This window comes from Candidatus Tisiphia endosymbiont of Nemotelus uliginosus, assembly GCF_964264835.1.
In the GTDB taxonomy this organism is placed as follows: Bacteria; Pseudomonadota; Alphaproteobacteria; order Rickettsiales; family Rickettsiaceae; genus Tisiphia.
Genome location: NZ_OZ183485.1, coordinates 933,466 through 959,793 on the forward strand (window position 1 = coordinate 933,466; position 26,328 = coordinate 959,793).

The 26,328-nt window shown below is 34.9% G+C and carries 20 protein-coding genes; 7 read left to right on the forward strand and 13 right to left on the reverse strand.

From position 1 onward, the window contains the following. Positions 1-180: 180 nt before the first annotated feature. The 8 genes from ACFELV_RS04090 to ACFELV_RS04125 all read right to left on the reverse strand — a co-directional run bounded on the left by ACFELV_RS04090 (position 181) and on the right by ACFELV_RS04125 (position 6,309). On the reverse strand, positions 181-822 hold the full coding sequence (locus ACFELV_RS04090) for an outer membrane protein (protein WP_375326869.1): 642 nt from the start codon (positions 820-822) through the stop codon (positions 181-183). Between the two features lie 215 nt (positions 823-1,037). After that, complete coding sequence (gene fdxA, locus ACFELV_RS04095) at positions 1,038-1,352, reverse strand: ferredoxin FdxA (RefSeq protein WP_375326870.1); 315 nt, start codon at positions 1,350-1,352, stop codon at positions 1,038-1,040. Further along, positions 1,349-2,050, reverse strand: a complete 702-nt coding sequence (locus tag ACFELV_RS04100) for a heme ABC transporter permease (RefSeq protein ID WP_375326871.1) — start codon at positions 2,048-2,050, stop codon at positions 1,349-1,351. Before ACFELV_RS04100 ends, fdxA begins: the two co-directional genes overlap by 4 nt. After that, positions 2,035-2,865, reverse strand: a complete 831-nt coding sequence (locus ACFELV_RS04105; protein ID WP_375326872.1) for a metal ABC transporter solute-binding protein, Zn/Mn family — start codon at positions 2,863-2,865, stop codon at positions 2,035-2,037. Before ACFELV_RS04105 ends, ACFELV_RS04100 begins: the two co-directional genes overlap by 16 nt. Beyond that, positions 2,849-4,009, reverse strand: a complete 1,161-nt coding sequence (locus ACFELV_RS04110) for a CCA tRNA nucleotidyltransferase (protein WP_375326873.1) — start codon at positions 4,007-4,009, stop codon at positions 2,849-2,851. The genes ACFELV_RS04105 and ACFELV_RS04110 overlap by 17 nt, the downstream gene beginning before the upstream one ends. Positions 4,010-4,386: 377 nt before the next feature. Beyond that, positions 4,387-5,214 carry a 3-deoxy-8-phosphooctulonate synthase gene (gene kdsA / locus ACFELV_RS04115; RefSeq protein WP_375326874.1) on the reverse strand — a complete coding sequence of 276 codons (828 nt, stop codon included), beginning with the start codon at positions 5,212-5,214 and terminating at the stop codon, positions 4,387-4,389. 63 nt (positions 5,215-5,277) lie between these two features. Continuing rightward, positions 5,278-5,568, reverse strand: coding sequence for a preprotein translocase subunit SecG (gene secG / locus ACFELV_RS04120; protein WP_375326875.1), 291 nt, complete (start codon positions 5,566-5,568; stop codon positions 5,278-5,280). Beyond that, entirely contained in the window at positions 5,569-6,309 is a 741-nt protein-coding gene (locus tag ACFELV_RS04125; RefSeq protein WP_375326876.1) for a triose-phosphate isomerase, read from the reverse strand. 147 nt (positions 6,310-6,456) lie between these two features. Between ACFELV_RS04125 and ACFELV_RS04130 the strand changes: the two genes are divergently transcribed. Continuing rightward, entirely contained in the window at positions 6,457-8,013 is a 1,557-nt protein-coding gene (locus ACFELV_RS04130; protein ID WP_375326877.1) for a peptidylprolyl isomerase, read from the forward strand. A 31-nt stretch (positions 8,014-8,044) separates the two neighbouring features. Here ACFELV_RS04130 and ACFELV_RS04135 read toward each other — a convergent pair whose 3' ends face one another. The 3 genes from ACFELV_RS04135 to ACFELV_RS04145 form a co-directional block, all read right to left on the reverse strand. Beyond that, a complete protein-coding gene (locus ACFELV_RS04135) occupies positions 8,045-9,796 on the reverse strand; it encodes a hypothetical protein (RefSeq protein ID WP_375326878.1) in 1,752 nt (583 codons plus the stop codon). 196 nt (positions 9,797-9,992) lie between these two features. After that, positions 9,993-10,439: a DUF2497 domain-containing protein gene (locus ACFELV_RS04140; protein WP_375326879.1), complete on the reverse strand. Its 447-nt coding sequence runs from the start codon at positions 10,437-10,439 to the stop codon at positions 9,993-9,995. Between the two features lie 9 nt (positions 10,440-10,448). Beyond that, positions 10,449-11,825 (reverse strand): TolC family protein, encoded by a 1,377-nt coding sequence (locus tag ACFELV_RS04145; RefSeq protein ID WP_375326880.1) that lies wholly within the window; start codon positions 11,823-11,825, stop codon positions 10,449-10,451. Between the two features lie 211 nt (positions 11,826-12,036). Here ACFELV_RS04145 and ACFELV_RS04150 point away from each other — a divergent pair, with 211 nt between their 5' ends. After that, a complete protein-coding gene (locus tag ACFELV_RS04150; RefSeq protein WP_375326881.1) occupies positions 12,037-13,257 on the forward strand; it encodes a hypothetical protein in 1,221 nt (406 codons plus the stop codon). Between the two features lie 248 nt (positions 13,258-13,505). On the opposite strand, the gene ACFELV_RS04155 is transcribed toward ACFELV_RS04150, so the two are convergent. After that, entirely contained in the window at positions 13,506-18,941 is a 5,436-nt protein-coding gene (locus ACFELV_RS04155; RefSeq protein ID WP_375326882.1) for an autotransporter domain-containing protein, read from the reverse strand. Positions 18,942-19,468: 527 nt separating this feature from the next. Next, complete coding sequence (locus ACFELV_RS04160) at positions 19,469-20,245, reverse strand: metal ABC transporter permease (protein WP_375326883.1); 777 nt, start codon at positions 20,243-20,245, stop codon at positions 19,469-19,471. 89 nt (positions 20,246-20,334) lie between these two features. Between ACFELV_RS04160 and ubiG the strand changes: the two genes are divergently transcribed. The 5 genes from ubiG (at position 20,335) to ACFELV_RS04190 (ending at position 25,593) form a co-directional block, all read left to right on the forward strand. Further along, positions 20,335-21,081 (forward strand): bifunctional 2-polyprenyl-6-hydroxyphenol methylase/3-demethylubiquinol 3-O-methyltransferase UbiG, encoded by a 747-nt coding sequence (gene ubiG, locus ACFELV_RS04165; protein WP_375326884.1) that lies wholly within the window; start codon positions 20,335-20,337, stop codon positions 21,079-21,081. Positions 21,082-21,103: 22 nt separating this feature from the next. Continuing rightward, the gene (gene gltX / locus ACFELV_RS04170; protein WP_375326885.1) at positions 21,104-22,528 is read left to right on the forward strand and encodes a glutamate--tRNA ligase; all 1,425 of its coding nucleotides are present in this window, start codon (positions 21,104-21,106) and stop codon (positions 22,526-22,528) included. 348 nt (positions 22,529-22,876) lie between these two features. Next, positions 22,877-23,863, forward strand: a complete 987-nt coding sequence (gene mltG / locus ACFELV_RS04180; RefSeq protein WP_375326886.1) for an endolytic transglycosylase MltG — start codon at positions 22,877-22,879, stop codon at positions 23,861-23,863. 180 nt (positions 23,864-24,043) lie between these two features. Next, entirely contained in the window at positions 24,044-24,328 is a 285-nt protein-coding gene (locus ACFELV_RS04185) for a hypothetical protein (protein WP_375326887.1), read from the forward strand. A 107-nt stretch (positions 24,329-24,435) separates the two neighbouring features. Then, positions 24,436-25,593 (forward strand): hypothetical protein, encoded by a 1,158-nt coding sequence (locus ACFELV_RS04190; protein WP_375326888.1) that lies wholly within the window; start codon positions 24,436-24,438, stop codon positions 25,591-25,593. The last annotated feature ends 735 nt before the right edge of the window (positions 25,594-26,328 follow it).

Here is a 26,328-nt window from a genome sequence, read left to right on the forward strand (position 1 = left end):
ATTTGTTATTAAATAAAAACTTTAATAAACATTAGTACTTTAATTTCTCAAATATAAGTAATCACCTATTTTTTTTACTCTATCGTCACTAACATTTAACACATACCAGCCTGTTTAGCTAGAAAAGTTAGGAAAAATTTGATATATTTTCTTTCAGATGTGACATAACCTATTAATAGATTATATATCAAATTTTACCCCAAGAATCACGTTATGTCCTTTATAACTAGTGTTACCTAGCTGCTGTTCTTCTTTTACTTTTTTAGTTTTTCCATAATCGCTCCATCTATATGAAAGCTCGGCTGCGACCCCTTCAGTTACCTCAGCAGCAGCACCTATAGTTAACTGATAAGCGAAATTATTTGCTTTCTTAGTAGAATATTTCTTTGTGACCCCACTCACAAGACCCTCAATTTTTTCCTTTGCTTGAGACCAACCAATACCTGCCCCAGCAAATAATTTCGCTACTCCTCCATCAAATAAATCAACATAACCGTTCAATAATAATGTCATTACTTTCCCTTTATGTTTTACAGAATTGTTGACCCAGTTTCCACCAGTAGATTTTTTAAATTGAGGATTAGCAAGAAAATGAAGGGACAAATCAGTCCTCACATTCTCCATTACATAATAACCAGCGCCAAGGCCAAAAACCCCAATAGCTTTAGATTTCATCTTTGTATTAAAAAATTTATCTTTTATATTATTGAGAAAGGTTGCCCCAGCCTCTGCTTTAACATAAAACTCATTTTCTTCAGCAAACGAGATAGTAGAGGTAAAAAGTGTAGTACTGATGGTTGCGATTAAAAGTAATTTTTTCATAATTTATTTCTCCTTAATGATAAAATAAGAGCTCACAACTCTTTTCAACAACACCTGCGAAACAAAAAATTTCTCTTAGATTCCACTGGCCACTTTAACCCGATTATATATAGCATGATATTACTCTTATCAAAATAAAAAATTAGATATATCATTAATCAACTCAGCAAATAAGCTGAGCTGTTGCAAAAATCACACTATTTAGTTAATAATTATTAAGTCATATATTTTTCAAACTTGTTTTTTTCACCCTTATAATACTCTGCCCCAGGAAATGCGGCCTTCCTGACAGTAATATTTGGCCATTGACTAGAAAAAAATTTAGCGCGCTCGACCCAATCAATTAGCTCTTTTGCTTCAGCTTTTATAGCATTTACTGGACATTCAATCTCGCATACCCCACAATCAATACATTCCTCAGGATTAATTACTAACATTAATTCTCCTTCATAAAAGCAATCAACCGGACATACTTCTACACAATCGGTGTATTTACATTTTATACATTCATCAGTAACTACATAAGTCATGAATTTTCTTGTTCCTTAAGATTTGCTATTAACAGGCTACATCTTAATCCAAAAACCAGTAAGAAATATAAGATAGTACTTATAAACATTAACATTAATGGTAATAACATAGATTTATGGATAGTAGGGCCATCTAACCTTAAAATGCTTGCGGGCTGATGTAAGCTATACCAAATATTTACGGAGAATTTGATTATCGGAATATTAATAAAACCAATTATCGCAATTGCTGATGCTGGTTTTTCACTGCGCCTTATATTATCATCACTATTTACAACTACTATATAGCTCAAATATAGTAAAAATAATATTAACATAGAAGTAAGCCTAGCATCCCAGACCCACCAAGTACCCCAGATAGGTTTACCCCACAAAGAGCCTGTAACTAAGCTAATCAGGCAGAAAGTTGCCCCAATAGGCGCGCTTGCCACCGCCATTAAAAATGACAATCGCACTTTCCATACGATATTAATAAGACTACAAATAGCCATAAAAGTATAAACCCCTAGAGCCATCCACGAAGAAGGCACATGGATGTACATTATCCTCACCATCTCACCTTGTTGATAGTCAGGAGGAGAAACTATTAAAGCTTGATATATCCCCATGCCCATTATTAACAACATTGCTACCCCTAATATGGGAGCCATAAATTGTACTAACTTACTAAAATAATGAGGGTTTAATAATTTAAGCATTTAGCTACTTGATTAATCATTTTAAAATATTGCTGATAAAATAACCTCTCATTGATTTTATTTACTTGCCAATTTTCACTTTCAATTGTTATTGTATTAGCATTAAGATTGTTATAAATCAATGCATTTTGGTCAGAGCTTATTATTAAGCATTTACTATTAGAAGTGCTTAATATTTGTTCAATATTACTTATATATTTAAGACTTTTTTGGTTAGAATTATATAACCTTGTTATAGGGTACTTTTGATCAGCAAAAAAATATTCCACACTATCGGTAAGTAAAATCACATCTGAGAGTAAAGATAACCGCTCTTTTTTAATTTGACGCAGTATTTCTATTTGTTTTTTTGCTTCTTCTAAATTATTATGAATATATATATTAGTACCAGAGAATTGTTCTACTAATATTTTAGCCACTTGCTCTAATAAGACTATGATATTATCTAAATCTAGCCAAATATGCCAATTATTATAAGAGTCATTTTTAACAATATTTAAACCTGGAAAATCACTAATTTTAATCACATTTTTACTATAACCATTCATTAATTTTCCTATGAAGCCATCAAACTGCTCATTAATGTGGAATATGATATCAGCATTTCGTACCTTTGTTAAATCGCTAGGTTTTAAATTATAGTGATGTGGGCAGCCACTATTATTCGCAATAGAAACAAGTTCTGCTTGTTCTTTAACTAACATTGCGATAATAGCAGCAAGCGGAGTGATACTAGTAACAATTTTGATTTTACCTTGATCTGCAAAGCCTTGATAATGAAATAACAAAATAAAAATACTAATAATAGTTTTCATGTTCATTTTCTAACATGTTAAGTAATTGCTCCCTAGTTAACATAAAATCGCTATCTATCCATAATTTCTTTAATCTGTCTATTAAATTACCAATAACTTTACCATGAATATTTCGTATATGCAAATCATGCCCATTTAATGGAAATATGGGACGCGGTTTTAATAAAGAGTAGTCCGTAATGAATTTTTGCGCTACTCTTAATTCTAATTTATCAAGAGCTACTAAAATATTAATACACTGCAAATAATCACTGTTCTCTAACCAAATTTTTCTTAGTATATGAGTATTCACTGCTAAAAGTTCAGTATTAATGAGCTTAATCATAGAAATAATTTTGCTTGCTTCTTGTCGCGAAAATTTTAAATCTAGTAAGTCACGTAGCTGCAAGTTGGGAATATGGTAAAATAATAATGAGTATATGTGATATAATTTAAGACCACCTATTTGCTTAGAAAGAGTAATAGCCCTTAACAAAATTGTTTGATCAAATTTAGTAATAGGAAATATTAACTGTAAGATCATTACATTAAACATTTGTTGTAAAATATTAGGACTATTAACTGCAATAAGTAGTTTATCCATTTCCCATTTTATGCGCTCTTTAGATAAAAACCTTAGATTTTCTTTCAACTCAACACACGCATTTAACCCGTTACTATCTAACTGTTTAGCATAGTAACATGAAAAGCGAAAAAATCGCAATATTCGTAAGCAATCCTCCTGAATTCTTTTATATGCTTGTCCTATAAATCTGACTTTCGACTCCTGTAGATCTTGTAACCCATTAAAATAATCATAAACTTTATGTTCAAATGGGCAATAGCTTAATGCATTAATAGTAAAGTCTCGCCTAGCAGCATCCTGGAAAAAATCATCGGTAAACATGACGCTAGCATATCGCCCATCAGTTTGGACATCTTTTCTAAGAGTGGTAATTTCAAATTTTTCTTTATTTAAAAAAGCAGTAACTGTACCATATTTAGCTCCTGTAGGCAGGGCTTGAATATTGGACTTGCTTAAAATTTTTATTGTCTGTTGTGGTAATAAATTGGTTACTATATCAATGTCATAATTTTGGTGATTCAAAATTGCGTCTCGAACTGCTCCTCCAACAACCCTAGCTGCTCCTCCGCCTTGTTTCAATATTAATAAAATTTGTTGATAATAATTTGAGGAAATAACCAGCTTTTTAGGGAAAATATGCATGATACTCTAGGCACTTCAAGAATTGGCGAACTTACACGTGTCCTCAAGCTAGCAAGGTGCTTCACGTACCGTATATAGTACTGCTTGCATTCCTTCAGGCTTTGCTACTGCCTAACGCTTCTTGAAGTTGATTCAATCATCTATACTCAATGGATTTCAAGAGTTGGATTTTATTTTAAGCGGTAGGTAGGCACGCGGAACGTACACTTGTACGTGAGCACGCAAAACCCCGATAAAATGCAAAAACAACTCTTGAAAGCCGAAGAATATACCAACTTTTCAAATCGTAGGAGTATATCTATACTACAACGTTTTTATAAGTTGTCTTTAGTTAAATAATCATATTTTTGCAATAAGGTTAATATTCCCTCTAAATTATCTAATTTTATCATGCATGACCCATCACTTGGAGCATTATCAGGATCTTGATGCACTTCCATAAAAATGCCAGCAACCCCGACACTCACTGCTGCTCTTGCAAAGATTTCGACGTATTTTCTTTCCCCACCACTACTTGTTCCACTACCTCCAGGTTGTTGCACAGAGTGCGTAGCATCAAAAATTACTGGGGCGCCAGTTTCCTTCATAATCGGTAAACTACGCATATCTGATACTAATGTATTGTAGCCAAAACTTGCACCTCTTTCCGTAAGCATAATATTTTTTGCCCCAAATTTTTCAAGCTTAGCATGGACATTTTTCATATCCCATGGTGCAAGAAACTGGCCTTTTTTTACATTCACAATTTTATTAGTTTTTGCTGCAGCGTGGAGTAAATCTGTCTGCCTGCATAAAAACGCAGGAATTTGTAGTATATCTGCAACTTCTGCCACAGCGATAGATTGAGTTTCGGTATGGATATCAGTAAGTATAGGACAATTAAATTCTCCTTTTATTTTAGCTAGAATTTCTAATCCTTGATCAAGACCAACCCCTCTTTTACCATTTACTGAAGTTCTATTAGCTTTATCAAACGATGATTTATAGATAAATGGGATCTGCAGCTTTGAAGTAAGAGCAACTAGTTTTTTAGCCATAAATAAGGAATGTTCTAAGCTCTCTATCTGACAAGGACCAGCAATAAGGACAAATGGTAGTGTATTAGCAATCTTCATATTGTTCAGGGTAATTATTTGTTGCATTTTTATACCTCCTTGCATTAGCTTAAGTTTGACCTAAAAACATTTATTCTGCAATTCTTCCTACTATTTAGCAATCGGTAAACTAGTGTTTTCTAGCTTAGTATCAATTTGTTCAATGATACTGGGGTTTTTTCTAGAAGAAAGATTCGCCAGAATAATAGCATTGATTATAAATAAAATTGCCAATACTACTGTAGTTTTAGTTAAAAAATTCACTACAGTTCGTCCAGCCATAACACCCATATTATTGCCTCCTATACTGCTAAGACCATCATTCCCAGTTTTTTGCATTAATATTACTATGATTAATAGTGCTGCTATTACAATATGAATAAAAAGTAATATATTTATCATCTATAAACACCTATGATTTAACATTTTAAATAAGATTTGTTGATTAAGAGAAGCTCTCCCTACCATAATTCCATCAATATATGGTATATTTAGTATGTTTTTGGTATTAGCTAAATTAACAGAACCACCATACACCAACCGGAAATTATTTGCAACTTGGCTTTCTTGAAGAAATGAATTGATAATCATAAATATTTCTATTAATTCTTCTTTTATGGGAAGATTACCAGTGCCTATAGACCAAATTGGTTCATAGGCACTTATGATATTTTTATTCTTATTTAGAAACTTATAATTATTCGGTAACGTTTCGGTAAGCTGAGTTAATAAAAATTCTTGATAATGTTTGTTTTGTCTTGCCTCCAAATCCTCACCAATACAAATAATAGGCGTAATATCCACCTGCAGACATTTCTCTACTTTCTGTTTTATTACTTCATTGGTTTCATTAAATAAATTCCTCCTATCACTATGCCCCACAATAGCATAATTAATATTACTCAATTTAAGTAGTAAACTAGAATATTCTCCCGTATAACTGCCTTGTCCTTCATACCTGCTTACATTTTGCGCGCAAAATGTAAGTGATTTAAATTTATCCGATAAATACGCAAGATAAGGAGAGGGAGGTGCGATAATAAGAGTATTATCATATTGTAGAGCAGAGAGATTAATACAAAATGCAAATGAATCCTTTAAACTCAAATTCATTTTCCAATTAGCAATGATTAGCTTTGTCATAAAATTACTCATAAGTAGAGAAAATAACTTGCAGATATTAAAGCACAGAACTATTTTAGTAAAGGTTTACTAATTTGACTTAGTCTGTCTTAATATTTTGTGAAGACGTTAAAGAATAATGAGCTCTAAATAAATAATGTATAATTTATGCTAAATAATATTAGAAAAACTGCCGATAGTTTTGTAATGAAAATTCTGCTTGGCATGATTATATTTGCCTTTGTTGGTTGGGGAATAAAAGATGTATTACAATCTAATAAGAATTTTGACTTAGTGAAATTTACCTATGCCTCAAATATTAGTCAAGATGATTTCTTGAAAGCCAAATCTGAACAAATACGTATCATTCAAAGTCAAACAAAGGTAGCTCTGAATGAGGAAGATATAAAACAATTACACCTGGATGATTTGATTCTCAAAAAACTTATCAATAATAATATTTTGAATTACTTAGCTAGTTACTATGATCTAGATCTATCAAATAATACTATGTTGCAATTTATCAAAGAAGCGCCTGATTTTAAAAATCAACAAGGTTTATTTGACATAAATTTATTTAAAAATTTCTTAAAAAATTCTTATATTAATGAAGCCAAATATTTAGCAGAAGTGAAAGAACAAATCCTAAAGAATACCGTGATTAGTATTTTTTTAGAAAACTTACCAGTACCTAATGTGATGGTACAAAATATTGTGAATTATATGGCGGAAATAAGAGAGGTGGATCTTCTACAAATTAATTTGAAACAACAACCTAAAGGCTTAATTATCCCGGCTCCTACTCAAGAGCAGCTAGAAGATTTGTACCAAAAAAATAAGAGTTTATTCGCATTACCAGAACAACGCAGTATAGCTTATATAAAAATAACCAATGATATCTTACCAAAACAAATTCATATTAGTCAGGAAGAATTGTTAAATTTCTATCTTGCTAATAAAGAGGAATTTAATAATAAAAATTTTAGTGAAGTACAAAAACAAGTGGAGCAATTATTACAAAAACAGCAATTTGATATATTGCTCCAGCAGTTCATAAGAGAGTTAGGAGATGAAGTAGCAGCTGGCTCAAATTTAGTAGAAATATCCAAGAAATATAAATTACCTCTACACAACATGAACTATATAAGTTACAGTGAAGCCCTTAAGAATCCTGATATTTCACAAAATGCTGATAGTATTTTTAAACTAACAGATGGAGAACTGTCATATCCCCTAGAAGAAAAAGATTCTTTTATATTAGTGGCAATTAAAGAGATTAAACCAAATCAAATCCAAGAACTTGCTTTGGTAAAAGAGCAATTAAAAAAATTATGGAGGGAAGAATATTTAAAGGATTATAATCTTCAAAAAATACAAGCTCTTGCTACTGACTATGTCTTAGGTAAAAAAATCTCTATTCCTGGAATAGCTATTAATAAAGCAGCCCATTTTATCCGGTCTGAGTTGCGGGATAATAAACACTTGCCTGAAGATTTGTTATTATCAATTTTTCAAACTACTCCTAAATCTGCCACTCCTGTTTTTCAATCTCAAGATATTGCCTATTTTGCTTATATCAAATCAGTCAAAACTGATCACACCAAAAGCCAGGTCATTCAAGAAAAAAACAAAGATAATATTGTTAATAATATCAAAAATGGTGTGATTGAGGAGCTTATTCACTACCTAATAAAGCACAACAAAATGACAATAAGCCATACCTAGCTTTGTATCATTACCATCTCAGAGTCTCAGTCTATTGGGATCCCATAGCTTGCCTTATTATACAAGCTATATTCTCATACTTATTCGTCACTTCTAACGCTGTTCTACATTCTTTATCTAAAATATTCATATTTATACCACGAATAATCAAAAATTTGGCTATATAATAGTTGCCTAGTTCAGCTGCTGCATGCAAAAGTGTATCATCATCCATTCCCTGTTTTTGTAAAATAGGGTAATAATCTAATATAGCCTTTAAGGCAATCAAGTTATTTGTTCTAATAGCTTCAAAAGCGTTGTCCAATAAAATACTATTGTTAATAGGGCGTTTGTTAAAACGGAAATACAGGCTATAATGATTAATAAAATTATCTATCTTTTTTCTTTGTACTTCTCGTTTCTGTCGTTCGTAAATTGGCCGGAATATAGTAATAAATGTTCGGATATCCATTGGTTCTCCTATGCGAGCTTCTTCCGTAAGTACCCCTAGTACTACGTCATCATCTTCTACATCTAATAGCATTTGTCTTTCTTTTGTAATAAAGAGCGCTAATTCCTTGGTATTTTCTTCAGAATTAGTATTATCAACCCCCTTATTTACGTGAGAAGCAGTACTATCTAATAAGGTAGGTTTATGTGCTGATTCTTGTTTATTGCTTTCCTCTCTTCCTGCTTCTGTGCTCTTTTTCTTTTGAATATCTTGGTCCCCTTCATCAATTTGTTGTTTCTCTTTTACAAATACTGGTATAGGAGTATGTTCCTCTGGTTTACTAATTATAGTATCTTTGAGCTGCAGGGGAGTAGTGGGTGTAGAATTGACCTCTCCTGCTTTCACATCAATATTGCCTGGTACCTTACCTGGCACGGACTCAGGCATGATTAGACCAGGAGCAATAGCTGCAGGAGGCGAAGAAGATAAAGTTTCTGCCTTAGGGTTAACACTTTCCTGAGATTTTTGTTGTTTTGGTACCTTAGTAACTGGCATATTGTCCTTAGTAGCAGGTTGAGATGTAGACGGGATTACTAATTTCGGAGCTTGTTGCTGTTGAGTTGGATTATTATCTAGCTGTGGCAATATTTCTTTATCTGCCTTAGGTAGGTTGGTGTTTTCCTGAACTTTTTGTTGTTCTGGTACCTTAGTAATTGGCATATTGTCCTTAGTAGCAGATTGAGCTGTAGGGGACGCTCCCTCTACTCCCTCAACTTGCTGAGGGTTATCTGGGGCATTATTGAGCACAGATGGAAGAACAGGTAAGGCATCAGGAGGGAGCGGTGATGATAAAGAAGGTGCCACGTTATGCTTAGAACCCACAGGTAGCGAAGGAACCAAATTATCAATATTTTGTTGATCTTTTTTAATATAGTCAATGGAATTTGTGTTATATAAGGGCTCAGATACTTGTCTAATAGCTTTTCGTTCTTCTGGCGTACTCCCCCCTTCTAAAATAGGCAATTTCTTATCACCTAAATCAATGATAGGTTCTACTGATTCTATATTATTATCAGGAGAAGGCTCGGCTGTTTCTTGCTTTCTTGCCTGCACTGTAGGAGAGTCAGATTTGTTAGTCTTAAAAATTTTTTCAAACCAGGATTGCTTGTTGGTAGGTTTAGAATTTTCTGCTTCAGGTAAATCTGAAGGAAGAGGAGGCAGCGCAGAATCAGCACGGTTAATAAATAGGAACATAGCTATTAAAATTATTAGTATAGATTTATTCAAGCTGAATTTAGCTAATAATTTTAGAATATTTATGTTTTTACTTTTTACCCCTAAAGTAATATACATTCTAATTCCTACATTATATTTTTATTATATACTGCAAAAACTTAAAGAATTAGGAAAGCAATTTTCAAGTTTTTACTAAGATTTAAGAAATAAAATAGAAAGCTTTATTTCAATTTTACCATAAGACAATAATAAATAGCAAGGCGTTCCCTTTAGCCAATAAAATGAGGGTACTTGAAAGCTGACGAGTATAGAATCATTTTTGATTATTTGGCATTAACCTTTGGATCTCTTGTTCTACCAGTTGCTTTACTAAAAGCGGTAAATTCTGGTCCAGCCATTTAGTTAACTGTGGACGTAATAACTCAACTATCAAATCCTCTAAAATTTTCGCCTTAAAGTCCGTAGTATTTTCTTCCCTTTCCCCAGCTATTTTGGAAAAATTTTGCAAGATATTAGTAGTGTCTACGCCAGTTTTCCTTGATATTAAAGGTTCTGGTACTGTTTGAGAGTTTTTGCTATTTAAATCATTGCATAAGCTCTGAGGAAGTTTTTTGGTGTTGTCTAAAACTGTTTTATTGTCGATTATATGAGTTAGTTCCAATATATCGTCATTATCTTGAGAATTGTGATTATTAATTACTTCTTTAATAGACTTTAATATCTCTTCAACAGACATATCAAGATTTTTTGTACATTCCATATTCATAACCTACGAACCGATAACTAGCTTTTTCTTCAACGATTTAAGTGCATCTTCAGGAGTAAAATATTTGACATTTAATTTTAAGCTTCTTGCGGTCAATTCACCAATTAATGATTTGATCTGATAAGCTGCTAAAATTTCTTCTTTATGAGCATCAACTTTTGATAGTTTCGCCTTATATAAATTCTCTTCTGCTGTTAAAACATCTAAGACTGTCTTAGAGCCCACTATTTCTTCTTGCATTACTCCATCATATGCTATCTGGCTGGCTTCTACCCCTTGCGTTGCCGCAATAATCTTGGATTTAGCGGCGGCAAATCCTTCCCAGCTTCTCACAACATTTGTTTGCACTTGTTTAATTGTATTATCTAATTGAATTACAGTGTTCCTAGTGTTGTTTTTTGCCTTTCTAATTCTTGAATATTCAACTCCCTGCGAGTAAATAGGAATATTTACTGACAAAGTTGAGGTAACACTTCTATTATTTACTTTATTATTATAACGATCTTGATGGTCATAATTAATCTTACCTGTTTGCACCTTGAAACTTACTTTAGGTAAAAGGTCAGCTTTAGCTGCGAGTTCGCTAGCTTTAAGGCTTTTAACTTCATGCCTTGTTCTATCGATATTAGGATTTATATTTATAGCTTTTTGCATTAAAGCCTCTTTGGTGCTAGGTATATTATCGGGCAACTGCGGCATTGTCACATCCTCTACTTCTATACCAAAATCCTCAGCAAACTTAGCATTTGCTGCTTGTAAATTAGCATATGCAGTAAGTTCTGCAGTTTCTGCCTTTGCCAAACCAGCTTTAGCAGCAGCTATATCCACTAAGGTTGCTTCCCCTAATTTGAGCTTTTCATCAATTGTTTCTAACTGCTGTTTATTAATTTTTACACTAATTGCCGCAATATTATACTTTTCTTTTGCTTCGTAACAACCAATATAGGTAGTAATTAAATCTAATAATACTTTTTGTTCTCCAGCATAATACTTAGCCCTTGCTGCCCTAAACGCAGATTGCGCTGCCTTCAACTCTGCCACACTACTGCCCCCACTAAATATAGGTTGCTCTAGTATGAAAGCTCCTTGCTGACTCTGAGTTCCTTGAGTACTACGAGCCTTCTCTCTAGTACTAGGATCTTCACTATATCGACCTATCACTTTTCCTTTAGTATGTTCAAGATTAATCTGATATGCCACTTTAGGTAAAAAACCAGAGAACGCTGCCGAGAACTGTTCGATCTCAATTAAAAAATTGGTTCTAATATGTTGGAGCTCATGGTTTTTAGTATATGCAGTAGTTAAAGCTTCTTGCAATTCTATAGAGAAAACAGAAGGGTGAAATAAAAAAATAATAATAAGGTAAATCAATCTCTTCATAATTAGGCTTTTTAAAATGTTTATGATATAAGAACCGGTAATAATACAAAAATCTTAAAAATGTTTTTGTTTTTATAAATGCTATTCCTATTGTGATAAAGCAAGCACTTACCATAGCAAAAACCGACCGTAAGAGCAATATAACTATAGCTTTTATTAACGAAAATATATAAAATAATTTAAAATTTAAACTTAAAATCAATATTTAATTATGAGTAACAATCATTCCGCATTTGGATCATCTGCTCACTCTATGCGTATCTTAGATGATATCAATAAAAAAATAAAAAATTTTTCTGATGATATTAAAAGATTACAGGACAAAATTACATATCTAAAAGACACATTGTTATATTCACCAGAGGAACAATATTCCCAAAACATCATTAAGGCTTTTGAAGAAAACCTACGACCTGATATAGAGAAATTAGCACAATATCTTAGAGAGCAAGAAGAAATAAAAAAAGAAGCATTATTACTTGAAACTGAATTTCTAGATTTGCTAATAAAAGTGATCAACTCCATTATAAAGTTTCAACAAATGCTAGATAGTCTATATCCTGATGCATCAAAAAAAATAATTGATGCTATAGATCACTTTTTAATTGCCCTACTAGCGACCCATATGCCTATAGTGGCGCTAGTGGTTAAAGTGGGGAGAGATAGTATCCTTGAGCCATTAGTAGATCGCATAAAAAGTGCTTTTACTTCGGAATCTTTAACAAAAATACAAGAACGCTGGCACAATAAAGCAAAAACGCTGGACACGCAAATCTCCGATATAAAAAACGATAAAAGCTTTCAACAAAAATACCAAACTGTAAAACAAATTGTCGAGCTATCGGAGGAAACAAAAGGTGTATATACTCCCGTGCAGATAGCAGAACCCCACTTACCTCTGGAAGAGTTGCAGAAATGCAACCGAAAAAAATTAATAGAGCTTTTTAAATCGCAGGAGTTTATACAATCATCTGCAGCTAGTTCTCCTAATAAAATAACGGAAGTAATAGATATATTAACTAAAGAAATTAAGAAGATTCTGAACAACATCCTGGGCAACGATCAAGAGTTAAACAATTCTATTACCAAAGCTTCTGTTGAGATCAAAGAAAATTTTCATCGAGCATTAGACCCAAAACACAATATTTATGATAGGATAAAGGACACTTGTATAGCTGTAACAAGTTTATTTAAACTTGAGAAGCTCATCAAGGATAAAGTTGAAACTCTGCCTGGCGGTCAAAAAATAATCGCAGATGTTGGAAACTTAATTAAAAGTAATACTAAAACTTTTCTGCCCGCTAGCATCTTGGCCCAGCTTGATAAGACAAAAACAGGGTTAGAAGCTGGCGCGATAATAGGGGAAAATTTTGTAAAAACATTTTTTAATAATAAAACTACAGAGCCTTCTAACAGTAGAGGGAGGGTTTGAAGGTAATAGAGGGAACATTTTGTTTAAGGTATATCAACTTGATTTTGTAATGTTTGATTAACAATTACAAAATCATAGTGGATATATACTCGATGAAAATCAAGAATTGCGTTGTCGTCTTCAGGGTTCAAGGTAGCAACGTACTAATATGTACTGCTTTTGCTCCTTGACCCTTTTGCTCCTGCTACTATCTTGATTTTGATTCTATCGTCTATCAACTCTTCAGATGCGAGCAGTATATAGAAGATTTATAACGCCACTTTTAGTTTTAGATAACCTTGGTGAGCCTGATATTTCTTTTGCAGATTACAATTATAACCAACTCCTATATCAATATTTTTATGGTTAACTAGCACGCTAGCACCAATATTATATTCTAAGCCTTTGGATTTTTTATAAGCCTGCGTTGGGAAATATTCATTCGTTCCAACAAATTTAGCTTTTACTACTTTGTTTTTATTGTTGAAATTCTTCTCTATCGCTAAATCAAGGGCCGGGGTAATGGTGGTAGTTTCTGAAACCCGGTACTTCTTAGCTATCTGGGCGCCAATAACGCCTGCCACTGGTGATTCGGATTTCGCATCCACCGCCACTTTACCTAAAGTATAGCTACTATCTTTAGAGTGCCCGATCCCAAGTCCAATATAAGGTATTATACTGAAACTCTTATCATCAGTTGGAATTCTATAACCAAGCTTGGTATCTAACCTATAAGCCGTGTTATTATATTTTCCGTTGACTTGTGAGCTGGTACCAGGATTTAACCCCAAATCTTTTACTTTCACCTTACTAAAGCTGACAGATAAAATATTATCCCATATAATATCTTCATTAATTTGAGAATGACTATATAGGGATATAACATTGCTTTTAGCATTTAGCTTTCTATTTAAGTTATCCTTAAATTTGTAATTACTTAAAATATAGCTATAGGCAATTCCGACAATATTATTATCATTAATATTTACATCCGCCCCAATAGTTGGACCAAAATGAGTGGCGTTATACTTAGCGTTGTTAGGCGTGGTGCCTTGTTTACTATTGCCATACACTCCGCTAATCCACACACCTTTAGGTAAACTATCCGGCTCATCACCAGCAGCTACCAGGGTTTGCTCGACAAATGAGCCAAGTCTGTTTTGGATAGAATCAACACCTACTTTAATTGAATTTGACCCCACTGGTGTATGCATTTTAACAATATTTTGAGCTTGCTCTTTCTCAGCTGCCTCTATCTGCGCCTTAGCTTGCGCTGCTGCATCGGCGGCTGCTTGAGCTGCGGCTTTAGCCTTAGCATCTGCATCTGCTATAGCTTTAGCTTGAGAGTCTGCATCTGCTGTAGCTTGGGCTTGAGCGTCTGCTTGATCTTGAGCGGCTACTTGATCATTCGTTGGGTTTTGCTGGTTAGCTGCAGGGGCTGCACCTGGTTGATTCGCAGCTCTCCCAGGCGGCGCTGCTGGAGCTGCTCTTGGACGCCTGTTACGTGGTGCATCTGGATCTTCCAGTACATCTTGATCATCTTCTCCCAAGATCCTTCCAACATGACCAAGCATATTATCATCTTCTTGAACTACTGTGATAGCTCGTAATTTTTCTACTTGAGCCTCTACTGCTGCATCATGTTTGTCTTGTATTTTTTGGAGCTTTTGTACTACTTTTTCTGCTTGTACTACGTTGTTGTGTGCCTCGTCTAATGAGCGGGAGGTTAGTAGATCTCTAGAGTTTAGAGAGTGGGTTGCTACTGCCAGATCTGTTACTAATACCTCTTCTGCTTTTGCTTGTTCTAAAGCATTTTTTGCCCCCTGTAATTGGCTTGCAATACGAAGTTGTATTTCGGCCCGTTGTAAAGTACGCTGTGCAGTCTCTAACTGTTTTTCAGTGATTTGAGCATCGTGTGGAGACTGAAGTGAAGATGGTGTGTTACTACTTAAAGTTGCGAATTGTTGTTTAGCTTGCTCTAGGTCCTGTATTGCAACTTCTAATCGTGTTGGAACTGTTAACATTGGCTGGCTGTTCGATTCCTGTGCTCCATTTACTTGCATATCTGAATTTAGACTCACTACTCTTTTACGCCTATTATTTGATGTCTTTGAATCTATCGATGCATCCACAGTATCAATAGGTATATTTTGTAATTGGGCTGTAGCGAATATTACCGCATTGCGTGCAGCCTCTTCTAGTCTTGATGCTGTTACAGCAGAGTATAGATCATGGACTTGTGCAGTTGCGAGTTTTGCTACTTTTACCTGCTCTCCAGCTTGTTCTAGAGCATTTTTTGCCTCTTGTTCGCGTTTTGCGTTGTAGAATTGTGTATTAGCGAGGTCAACAATCTCGCCTGCAGCTCTTAAATGGTCCAGAGCGGTTAAAGTATCATAAGGAGATTGCGTCCGCGTTGATGTGGCTTGTGCAGTTTCTAATCGTTTGTTAGCGTGTACTACATCCTGCTCTGCAGATTCCAATCGTGTTGGAACAATTTTAACTGACTGAATTTTTGTACTAGAACCTCCCTTAAGTTGAGCTCGAAGATCACGATCTAGATTTTGCAGTTGTTGTTCTGCTTTTATAGCTTGACTTCGAGCTTGCCATGCAGATCGCTCTTGAGTGCGAGCTTGGTCTTGATCGCTCTTTAATTGTATTGATAGCAATTTGGTTTGCTTTTGCTTTTCTAATGCAACTTTTAATTGCATTTGATCCGCATCTCCTTGTACGAAAGCAACTTTTGCATTTTTCACTTCTGTACATGCTTGATTATAAGCTGCTTTAGCTTGCTGGTAATTCCTTTCATGGTTGCTATAATCTGCTTCAGCCAACCTATAGTCTGCATCAGCCTGTTTGCTCTTTGCGTGCATGGAAGCTAAGTTAGCACTAATCACGCCTATACCATTTATAGCAGTACTAGAGTGAGTTGCAGCTTCTATTGGTTCTTGCTTTTGTTTTGCTTGTAAAGACCCAGAAGAAGGATTGTTACCATAAAATTCCTGTAGAGCTGTGTGTGCTTTATGCACTGCTTGTTGCGCTTTCTTATATACTTGTCTTGCTTGTTGGTATGAACTGCTAGCCAAAATTTCCTGTTCCCGTTCTTGTATTTTATTTGGTAAAATTATTAAAGCTAACTCGTCCAATTTCTTCTGCTCTTCATTTTCTAAAGCTTGTCTTGCAACTTCTAAATTTTTCTGCGCAGTTTGGGCATTGCTGGTCAGAGCTTGGTGATGCTCACGGTAGCTATCGGTATCATCATCCCTCTTCTCACCCCAAGATACAAATTTTGGATATGGAGAATGTATATGTTTGTTAGGTAAAGAAGGAGCACTATTTGCACGTAGAATGCCTTTGATTGGAGTTTTAGGTACTGTATCTGTTTCAGACCGCATATTCTCTTCTATAGTTTGAGTTCCAATATTTTCAACTCCTAGCACCTTTATTACAGGGACAGATTGTTGGGATACCCATTGATTCTGTATCCTATTTAGTTCTTTTTGACATTCCTGTTCTACCTTATTTAGATCGTACTCTAATGTTACTAGGGATTGTTTTATTGCACTCTGTTCACTTTTTAGTGTTTGGAGCTCTTCGACGTGTTGTGCTGTATTCTGGTTAGCTAGATTTAACTCTTCTTGCTCACTGATAAATTGTGGGGTTAAAACTATCGCATGTTTTAACTCTGCAGATTGCTTTTTTATTTCTGCAATTTCATGCGCTAACTTCTTGTATACTCGCCCTAACGCATTTAATGCTGTTTGAACGTTACCATTCTCTTGAGAGGAGTCAGCTCTTAACTTGACCAATTGCTCATCTATAGCTAATTGCTGCTCTTCGAAAGACTGAATTGACTTTTCAACGGCGGTTAAGCGGTCACTGAATTTTTTCTGCACAGTGCGTAACTCTTTGTGCTCATTGTGTATTGGCATTAGATGCTGCTCCATTTTCTGATCCACCTTTTCTGTCATTATCTCAGCTGCTTCATGGCTAGTGAACCATACCTTATTCCTCTCCGTATCAGTATTAACAACTGAGTCAGGTGAACGCTGCTTCTTTATAGTTGAATTAGAAGCACCTAGATCGATGTTACGGGTGGCGGTAGTTAGGCTATCTATTGACTTTGTTAAATTAGGTGTTACCTCTGCTAAAGTTGGAGATAAAGGAGGTGAATTGGATTCTTGCTTACTTACATCTTTTCCATCTGCATCAGTAATTTTTATAAGTGGCGGGGTTAGATTTTTTTTACCATTAGTACCATTCGGCGTTGGAGGGGGCGATATTCTCGGCTTCTCTTCTTTTACAACACGAGTTATCTCTTTTGTAGCCATTTTAGATGTACCCGCATCAGCTGAAGTTGAATCTAGATGACCGTGTTCAGGGAAAGCTGTTGCCCCTTTAGGTGCCCCTAGCGCTGGAAGGGGTGGCACTCTAGGCCTAACTACTGTGTTAGCTTCAGCTGTATCTTTTGTAGACAGGGTAGCGTTAGCTGACCCTTCCGCTGTTTTAGTTGGTTGTTCGATTGAGTTAACTTTAGATGTACCTGCATTAGCTGCTCTAACGGGAGAAGAAGACTTAGTAGCGTTATATTGTTGCACTGCCTTCAGGACTTCTTTATCACTATGAAATAGGGAGTCATATTCTGGATCGGTCCATATTGCCGTCGCTATACCTACCTCATCGTATTGTGGAAAATCTTCCCTTGTACTCTTTATAGCGTTTTCCTGCTCCGTAGAGAGCACACCATAAGCCGAAGTAGAAGCTGCTAAAGGCTTAGGTGCTGTACCTGATGAAGTTAGCTGTATAGGTGCCCTCTGCTCTTCCGGTATTGAATCCAGTCTAGCTTGTGCCATTTTACGTTCCACTGGCGGTGAAGGGGGGAGCGCTGCAGGCCTACTATTTCCTTGTTTATTTTTAGCTATATCTGAAGCTGTTGCACCTGATGTTGAAGCTTGCCCTCCTCTCACAGCTGCACCTACATTTTGATTTCCTACTTGCTGACTCGACAGATTATATTCCTTAACGAGTTGTTGGAAGTCTCTATTAGTTATTATGCCAAACTGCTCCAAACTATCAGGGTCCTTACGTATTTGCTGGGCTATATACTCAACACTACTACCAGGATTTTTTGTTATATGTTTTGCTATAATAGCATCCCGCGTTGGGTTTCCCTCATAAACCGAAGTAGAAGCACCTGAGCTTGAAGCTGTAGCGATTTTAGGGGCGGTATTTGCTGTAGGTGAATCTTGAGGCCTCTTTTCTTGTTGAGGTTGAGCTGTATTTCCGGGAGCTAGCGGTGTACCTATAGCTGGTACTCCAGCTATATTAGTTTGCTGTGTGACTGACGACTTAGCTTTGGCTAATGTTTTAGACAAGAAACCTGTTTTGCGTGTTGTTGGAGCGTGTGCTACTGCCCCAGCTGTTTCTATATTTTGTTTGTTTAGCATACACGAGTTATGATATTCCTTAATGAGTTGTTCCAAGCGCTCACTTTCCATGTAGTTCAGCTGCTGCATATCGTTAGGGTTCTTACTTATTTGGTGGGCTATCTCCTTAGCAGACTTCTCAGGTTCCCTAAGGACATATTTTGCTATAGTATTCTCCTGTATTGGGGTTATTACCCCATACGCCGAAGTAGAGGCCAGAAGCACACACAGACTTGAGGTTACCAGATATTTTAAAGGTCGTGATTTATTATTTTTCGTCATTATTTTCTCCATGCTAAATATTTAATTAATGTTTCCAGGATATGGTGTTACTTGCTTCCCCGCCCATAATTAATATTTATATGGATATTTATAGGCGTAAAATGAAATCTAATACCAAGTTGCTTTCTTCACATTAGGTCGTCGTATTTCGGGATTCGTCGTGCTCACCTAGCTCTACTAGGTTCCGCGCGCCTCACCACTCATACTCCTACTACTGTCTTGAAAGCAACTTGGTATAAGGGGCGTAAGTACTAAGTTTTGGAACAATTAGTCAATAGATTAATTTTAGAAATTATTAATATTTTAATAGATGTTAATAATTGCATTGTCTTGACCGACAATATATATTAAATTTTGCTGCTGTCAATTAATTTTGTAATAATTAATTTACTAATCGACAAATTAACTGTAACTTATGTGTTGTTAAGTAACAATGTGGGTTAGCTTATCAAACTAATGGTTAATTTTTTACATGAACTAACGATAGAAATTTAATGAGAAATTAATAGATTAATAGATTAATAAATTTAGAGGAGGATTTTCTTAACGTAAGAAATAGAATAAATTAGGGAATAAATAATAGTATTGATTAAAGTGATAATAGGGGTAAGAGGAATATCAAAATGAAAGGAAGAAATTAAACCTATAAAATTTATCGCTAAGCTGATAATTGCGGCGTTAATAATCATTCGTCCTGGAGTACGAGAAATAAGGCGCGAAGTCATGGCCGGGATGAGCAAAATACTAGTGACTAAAAGAGAACCCACTATCTTGATAGTTGAAAATATTGCTAAAGATAAAAATATTAAAAACACTAATTCAATAATTCGGACGTTTATACCTTTAATCTTGGCAATATCTTTATTGATCACAATTAATAGAATTTGATCATAAAAATACCAAATAAACGAAACGACCAATATCAGTAATAGCAATAAAATTCCTATATCATTGAAGGAGGCTGCTAAAATATCGCCAAATAGCAAATTATTAATGTTGATTTGCGCTGGTTTTAAATAACTTATTACTAACGCTAAAGATAGCATAAAGCTTGATACTAAAATCACCACGCTACTGCCAACTGCTTTATTGTTTAGAATAAATACTAAAATGGCAAAGAGAATAGCAACAATTACGCCTGAGGAAATAACAGAAAAATGGCAGATAATACTAATGCTGCCAGCAAGTAAGCTAGCATGCGCTAGCCCGTCGCCAAAATAAACATATTTCTTCCATAGGCTTATACAACCAAGCGGCGCAAAAATTAAACTAATTAGAATGATGGTTAATATTATTAAGAACATGAAATTTTATCAACAGAACCTAATCTAACAGTTAGTAGACCAACATTTTTGTGCTATATTAGAGAGAATTGTATAATTAGCAAGTAACTATGTCTAGCAAAACTTCTATTAATAAACTAGAGTTAGAAAAATTTGAGCCGCTAGCTACAGAATGGTGGGACAACGAGGGCGAATTTAAAATACTACACCAAATAAATCCCATTCGTCTTTCTTATATTATGGACACAATAAGATCCCACTTCAATATAAATGAAGCTGAATATCCAGATCTTAAGTTAAATATATTGGATGTTGGGTGTGGAGGAGGGTTAGTGAGCGCTGGTTTAGTTCAATATATAAAAAATGTTTCTATTACCGGTATAGATGCACTGCAAAGTAATATTGATATTGCTACTATCTATGCTAAAGAACAAAACTTATCTATCAAATATCTTAAATCTACGGTTGAAGAATTAATCACGGATAATAAACAATATGAGATAGTGTTATGTTTAGAAGTAATTGAGCATGTGGATAATATCGCGGATTTTATACAAAACCTTGCTAATTTAGTGAAACCAAATGGCATGATTATAATTTCTACTATTAACCGTACCCTAAAAGCTTATATGTTAGCTATTATTATGGCTGAATATTTTTTACATTGGGTAACAAAAGGTACGCATGATTACCGTAAATTTTTAAAACCTTCTGAAATTTATTCAATGTTTTATAAAAATAATATTGCACTTAAAGCATTAAAAGGTCTTAGTTATAATTTATTAAATCAGGAGTGGCAATTAAGTGATAATATTGAAGTTAATTATTTTGCTTATTTAACTCCTTTAACCTCTTAACCTAGAAATATTGTAAAATATTATGGCTACACACGCAACTCAAGCAAAGGTAATTACTAGATTTGCTCCTTCTCCTACAGGATTTCTGCATATTGGTGGGGCTCGCACTGCTTTATTTAACTATTTATTTGCTAAACATAATAATGGCCAGTTTCTACTAAGAATTGAAGATACTGACAAAGCTAGATCAACAAAAGAGGCCCTAGACGCAATATTTACAGGACTACAATGGCTTAGTCTTAACTGGGATGGGGAAGTAGTATTCCAATCTAAACGCAATCACTTATACCAAGAAGCTGCATTAAAATTAGTGGAGGCAGGCAAGGCCTATTATTGTTTTACCTCACAAAGTGAGATAGATCAACAAAGAGAAGAAGCAATAGTTAATAAAGGCCATTTTCTATTTAATAGCCCTTGGCGGGAGGCGCGCCCTGCTGCTTATCCTAAGGATATTAAGCCAGTGATCAGGCTTAAAGCGCCTAGAAAAGGCCAAACGGTTATTCGTGATAATTTGCAAGGAGAGGTAGTAATCGAAAATTCTCATCTTGATGATATGGTATTATTGCGTAGCGATGGCACAGCAACTTATATGCTAGCAGTAGTAGTAGATGACCATGACATGCAAATTAGCCATATTATTAGGGGAGATGATCATTTAACTAATACAGCGCGGCAAATTCTGCTATACCAAGCTTTTGACTGGCCTATACCGAATATGACCCATATACCTTTAATTCATGGGGAGGATGGAGCAAAATTATCAAAAAGACATGGTGCTTTAGGAATTGAGGCTTATCAAGAGATGGGATATTTACCGGAAGCCTTGTGCAATTATTTATTGAGATTAGGCTGGTCTCATCAAAATGACGAAATTATTTCTAGAGAGCAAGCTATAGCCTGGTTTAACCTTGAAGGATTGGGGAAATCTCCTTCACGTTTAGACAGTGCTAAAATGAATAATTTAAATGCTCATTATTTACGGCAAATCGATCCCCGCATCTTAACAGAGAGGGTTGCTAATATTTTACGCCGCCATCATACAATTAGTCAACAAGAAGTCGAGTATATTCTAAAAGCAATGCCTAGTTTAAAAATTAGAAGTACTAATTTAATTGAACTCGCTGAACTGGCTAAAATTTACTTGATTAATTCTCCATTGATCTATCGTGAGGAAGCTAAAAAAATACTTGTTCATTATGATCAAAAGCTAGTTAAACAAGTTATCTATACATTGGAAAATATAACAACTTTCGATCAAGATGCAATACAAATAGGGTTTAAAGAAATAGCGCAAAATAATGATATGAAACTGGGAGAACTGATGCAACCAATTAGAGCATTATTAACTGGCTCTATAACTTCTCCAAGTATTTTTGAAATTATTTCTATAATTGGTAGAGATAATACGATTGCTCGGTTAACATATATACCAGAAATCTCATCTTAATTTTTTGAACACAGTCTGATACCAAGTTGCTTTCAAGACAGTAGTAGGAGTATGAGTGGTGAGGCGCGCGGAACCTAGTAGCTCTCGGTGAGCACGACGAATCCCGCAATACGACGACCTAATGTGAAGAAAGCAATTTGGTATGAGAAATAGCCACTACCTTAGCCAAAGTGATAATACTCCCCTCATTCATATGCTGCTATAGTCAATTCAGGAGAATTTGGTGCTAGGCGCGATGGAGCGAAGCCTATAGATAATAGGCGAGCGACGAGTAACGACGTCACCAACTTCTCATCAATTGACTATAACTAGATTTTATGAAATTCCCCTTATATTGTAGGTATTAAATTGTTTAAAAAAATATTAAGGATCAAATTTGCTTTAGTAACTACCATATTAATTTTGTTAATTAGCGGAATTAATTTTGCTATAGTTTATTTATTTGTTCCCGGCTCCTTAAAAGAGGAGAAGACCATAATAATCAAATCCAAGCTCTCAATTGAGCAAATGACCAGCATATTATACGAGAATAAAATTATAAAATTGCCTGCTTTATTTACTATACTTGCCAAGATATACTCCTTAAAACATTTATTAAAAAGTGGCGAATATACTTTTACTCAAAATATTTCTCCCATACAAACCTTGAGGATATTAGCTCATGGAAAATCAATAGTTCATAAGCTAATTATACCTGAAGGAGTAATGGTAAGTGAGATAATAAAAAAAATTAACGATGAAGAACGTTTAATGGGAGAGATTTTAGGAGCGGTACCAGAAGGATTTTTAATGCCTTCTACCTATTATTACTCATATGGAGATCAAAAAGAACAAATTATTAACAAGATGCGTAAATTAATGACTGCAGCAATTGACAAAGCGGTTCAAAAATTACCTACCGATTCCCCTCTCAAAACTCGTCTTGATGTATTAATTCTAGCCTCCATTGTAGAAAAAGAAACAAATTTAGATTCAGAAAAACCTTTAGTAGCAGCAGTATTTTTAAACCGCCTTAAGAAACAAATGAAATTACAAGCAGATCCCACTACTATTTATGCTATAACTTTGGGACAAGGAAAGCTAGGTAGGATGCTGACTAAAAGAGACTTAGCGTTACCTTCGCCATATAATACATATTATGTTTTTAATTTACCACCAGGAGCTATTTCTTGTCCAGGTGCGAAGTCCATAGAATCGGTTGTCAACCCTGCTAACGTAGATTTTTTATATTTCGTGGTGAATAGTAATGGCGGACATAATTTTGCTAGCAATATCAGTGAGCATAATAAAAATGTAGACAGCTATCGCAATAGTGTAAATAACATAAAAAAATAAGTCACTTAAGCCCAATATGCTAGGTTTTGAAATGACCTTTTAAGGTTGCTAACTTTATTTTATACCTTTATATCAGCTTTTACCTTACCTGTAAATACATGCGACAGGATGGTGTAGTACTAGGCCGATCTAGTTGGTAGTTAGGTCCGTATAAACTTAACAAAAAGGGAACAAGAAAGTTTGGACTGGTTCTTAAAAAATGCTAGACTTATTCGCGCGATTGATCTATTAATTGATAATGGCGCTAATACTTGTACTATAAGTAGTAATGACAAGCAGTGGTCGTGCCATCTTGTTGAAGCCACGCAAGCTCGTGCGCCTCCATACTACCCTACATTTGTTATAGGAGGTACAACCCTCTTGTCGTTGCGAGCAAACATTAGAAAGTGCGGCAAGCCAGGAAAATTCCAAATAATTAAGTTATTGCATTTTGGAAGGTTTTGTCTGGATTGTCATGCCTGCTAACACAGGTTCGCAATGAGGTTGCAACAAAGCTTTTACCTTAAAAACTTAGTGTAGTATGACTTGTTACTAATAAAATTCGTATAACATAGTTTAAAAAAGAGGTTATTATGCCGCTAAATTTCAATGTTACAACTAATTCACTATCTCCTCTCTATAATAATTCAAGTTATATACCTCCAAGTGACTCCGATTTCCGTTCTGCTAAGGCCAAATCTTCTCTAAAGCCGAATTTCACTGCGTTTTCAAATGACACAATAAAGAGAGCCCAATCTGTCCTTAAAAATTTTGATAATGTTGAAGAAGGAAATGCGGATTTTGATAAGAAGATGGAATTCACTCCTATAGCCGATCATATTAGAGAGGTTAGGAATAAAAGAACAATAGAAGACAATCAGGATAATGTATATAATGTATCATCCTTGTATCATGACACAACAAGTTCCACTGCACCTTATCCTCTCAACCCAATACCACAAGCGCCCATAGGTAGATTTTCTTCTGAATATATACTTAACACTCCATTTGCTAATATCAGGAATGCTCCAACTCTAATTAATGCTTTAATAACTCTTGCTAAACATTCTGAATGTAACACACCTATAAGCATAGAAGGACCCTTGGTTATCATGGCTTTAGAGGGAAATTACCTGCGACATCCAGTTTTAAATAGTGGCAATACACCACTATTAATAGTTAAACCAAATGGTACTAATCATCAGGTGCAGGGAATTAATAATCAGGGAGTGATTTATCTTGCACAAAGTAAAATTGTTAAGATAGATACCCCAGCTTCTGGTACTCGTTGTATCAAAATAAAGACGCCAGAGGAAATAACTGCAATTGTGCAAGCTGAAAAGATCTTACAGGAAGCTCAGACTGCAATATCTAATGCTGATTTTCGTGAAAGATTTATGAACCCCCCAGAAGATGGAAGATCACCATCTTATCGCATAACCGAGAATCAACAAAAGCAATTTATAGTATCTGTAGATCGGCCTACAGCCTTGGCTTTGCACCAAGCAGAAGGAAAGGCCACCACCACAGAAGACGGCATATTTAAAGTTTGTCTAGTAGGAGTGGCCACTTTTATTAGTGGTCTTGGTATTGGTTTGCTCTATAAATATTTAAGGAGTAAACTAACAAATACAGAAGATAATATTTCTGACGCTTCAGATTCAAATAACGTAGCACTATCTCTAGAAGAGGTTGAGGTGCTAGCTCAATTAATGACAGCAACCTCACCAGAGCCAGGAGGGTCTCAATAAACTGCTTGCATAAAGATCATACTTGTATAGCCTTCGTTTAGCTGGTGACACTTGATTTTGCAGGATTTTTGTTAGGCTTACTTATTCTTTTATACTGTTTTCGCAACCTCACCTTTAAATTCAAGCGTCACCAGCTAAACGAAGGCTATACTTAAATGTATGTGAGGATTTGAGCCTAGATTTATTGTCCAAATTACCATCGCCCGTAGAGTTTGGAAAGAAGTCTATTAAATGTATTGCTACATAAGAGATGTGGCAACAGTTTAGGGGACAAAGTTATAGTCATGGCGGGTTAAAAGTCGCATTTGCGCTTAAAGGTTATCCAAGGAATATGAATTCCTGACTGATTCAACTAAAAACATGATTTTTTTTAGCTATGAATAAATTAATTCTTCGAAGGCAATTTTACTAGAATTATTTAGCGTGCGGACAATCTGTAAATTAAGCTTGACCTTTAAAACTTTTAAATTTATTGTATATACACCACTTTTTTTAGACAATATTTTAGGTTTTTATGTCAAAAGCGCCAAGCGATTCACAGAATCGGCAAATATTAATAGATAGAAATAATATTACAGCTTCCTTATCTTCCTCTCTATTCATGCATTCCTCTCTTCTCTGTTCTCATTGGCTCTAATAGTCAAAAAATAATTTAAATTCTATATACTGCTCCTATTCTAAGCATTGTTTTTGCGTGATAGCGTTCTTGCTACTATTTGTATGCTTCACTCTACT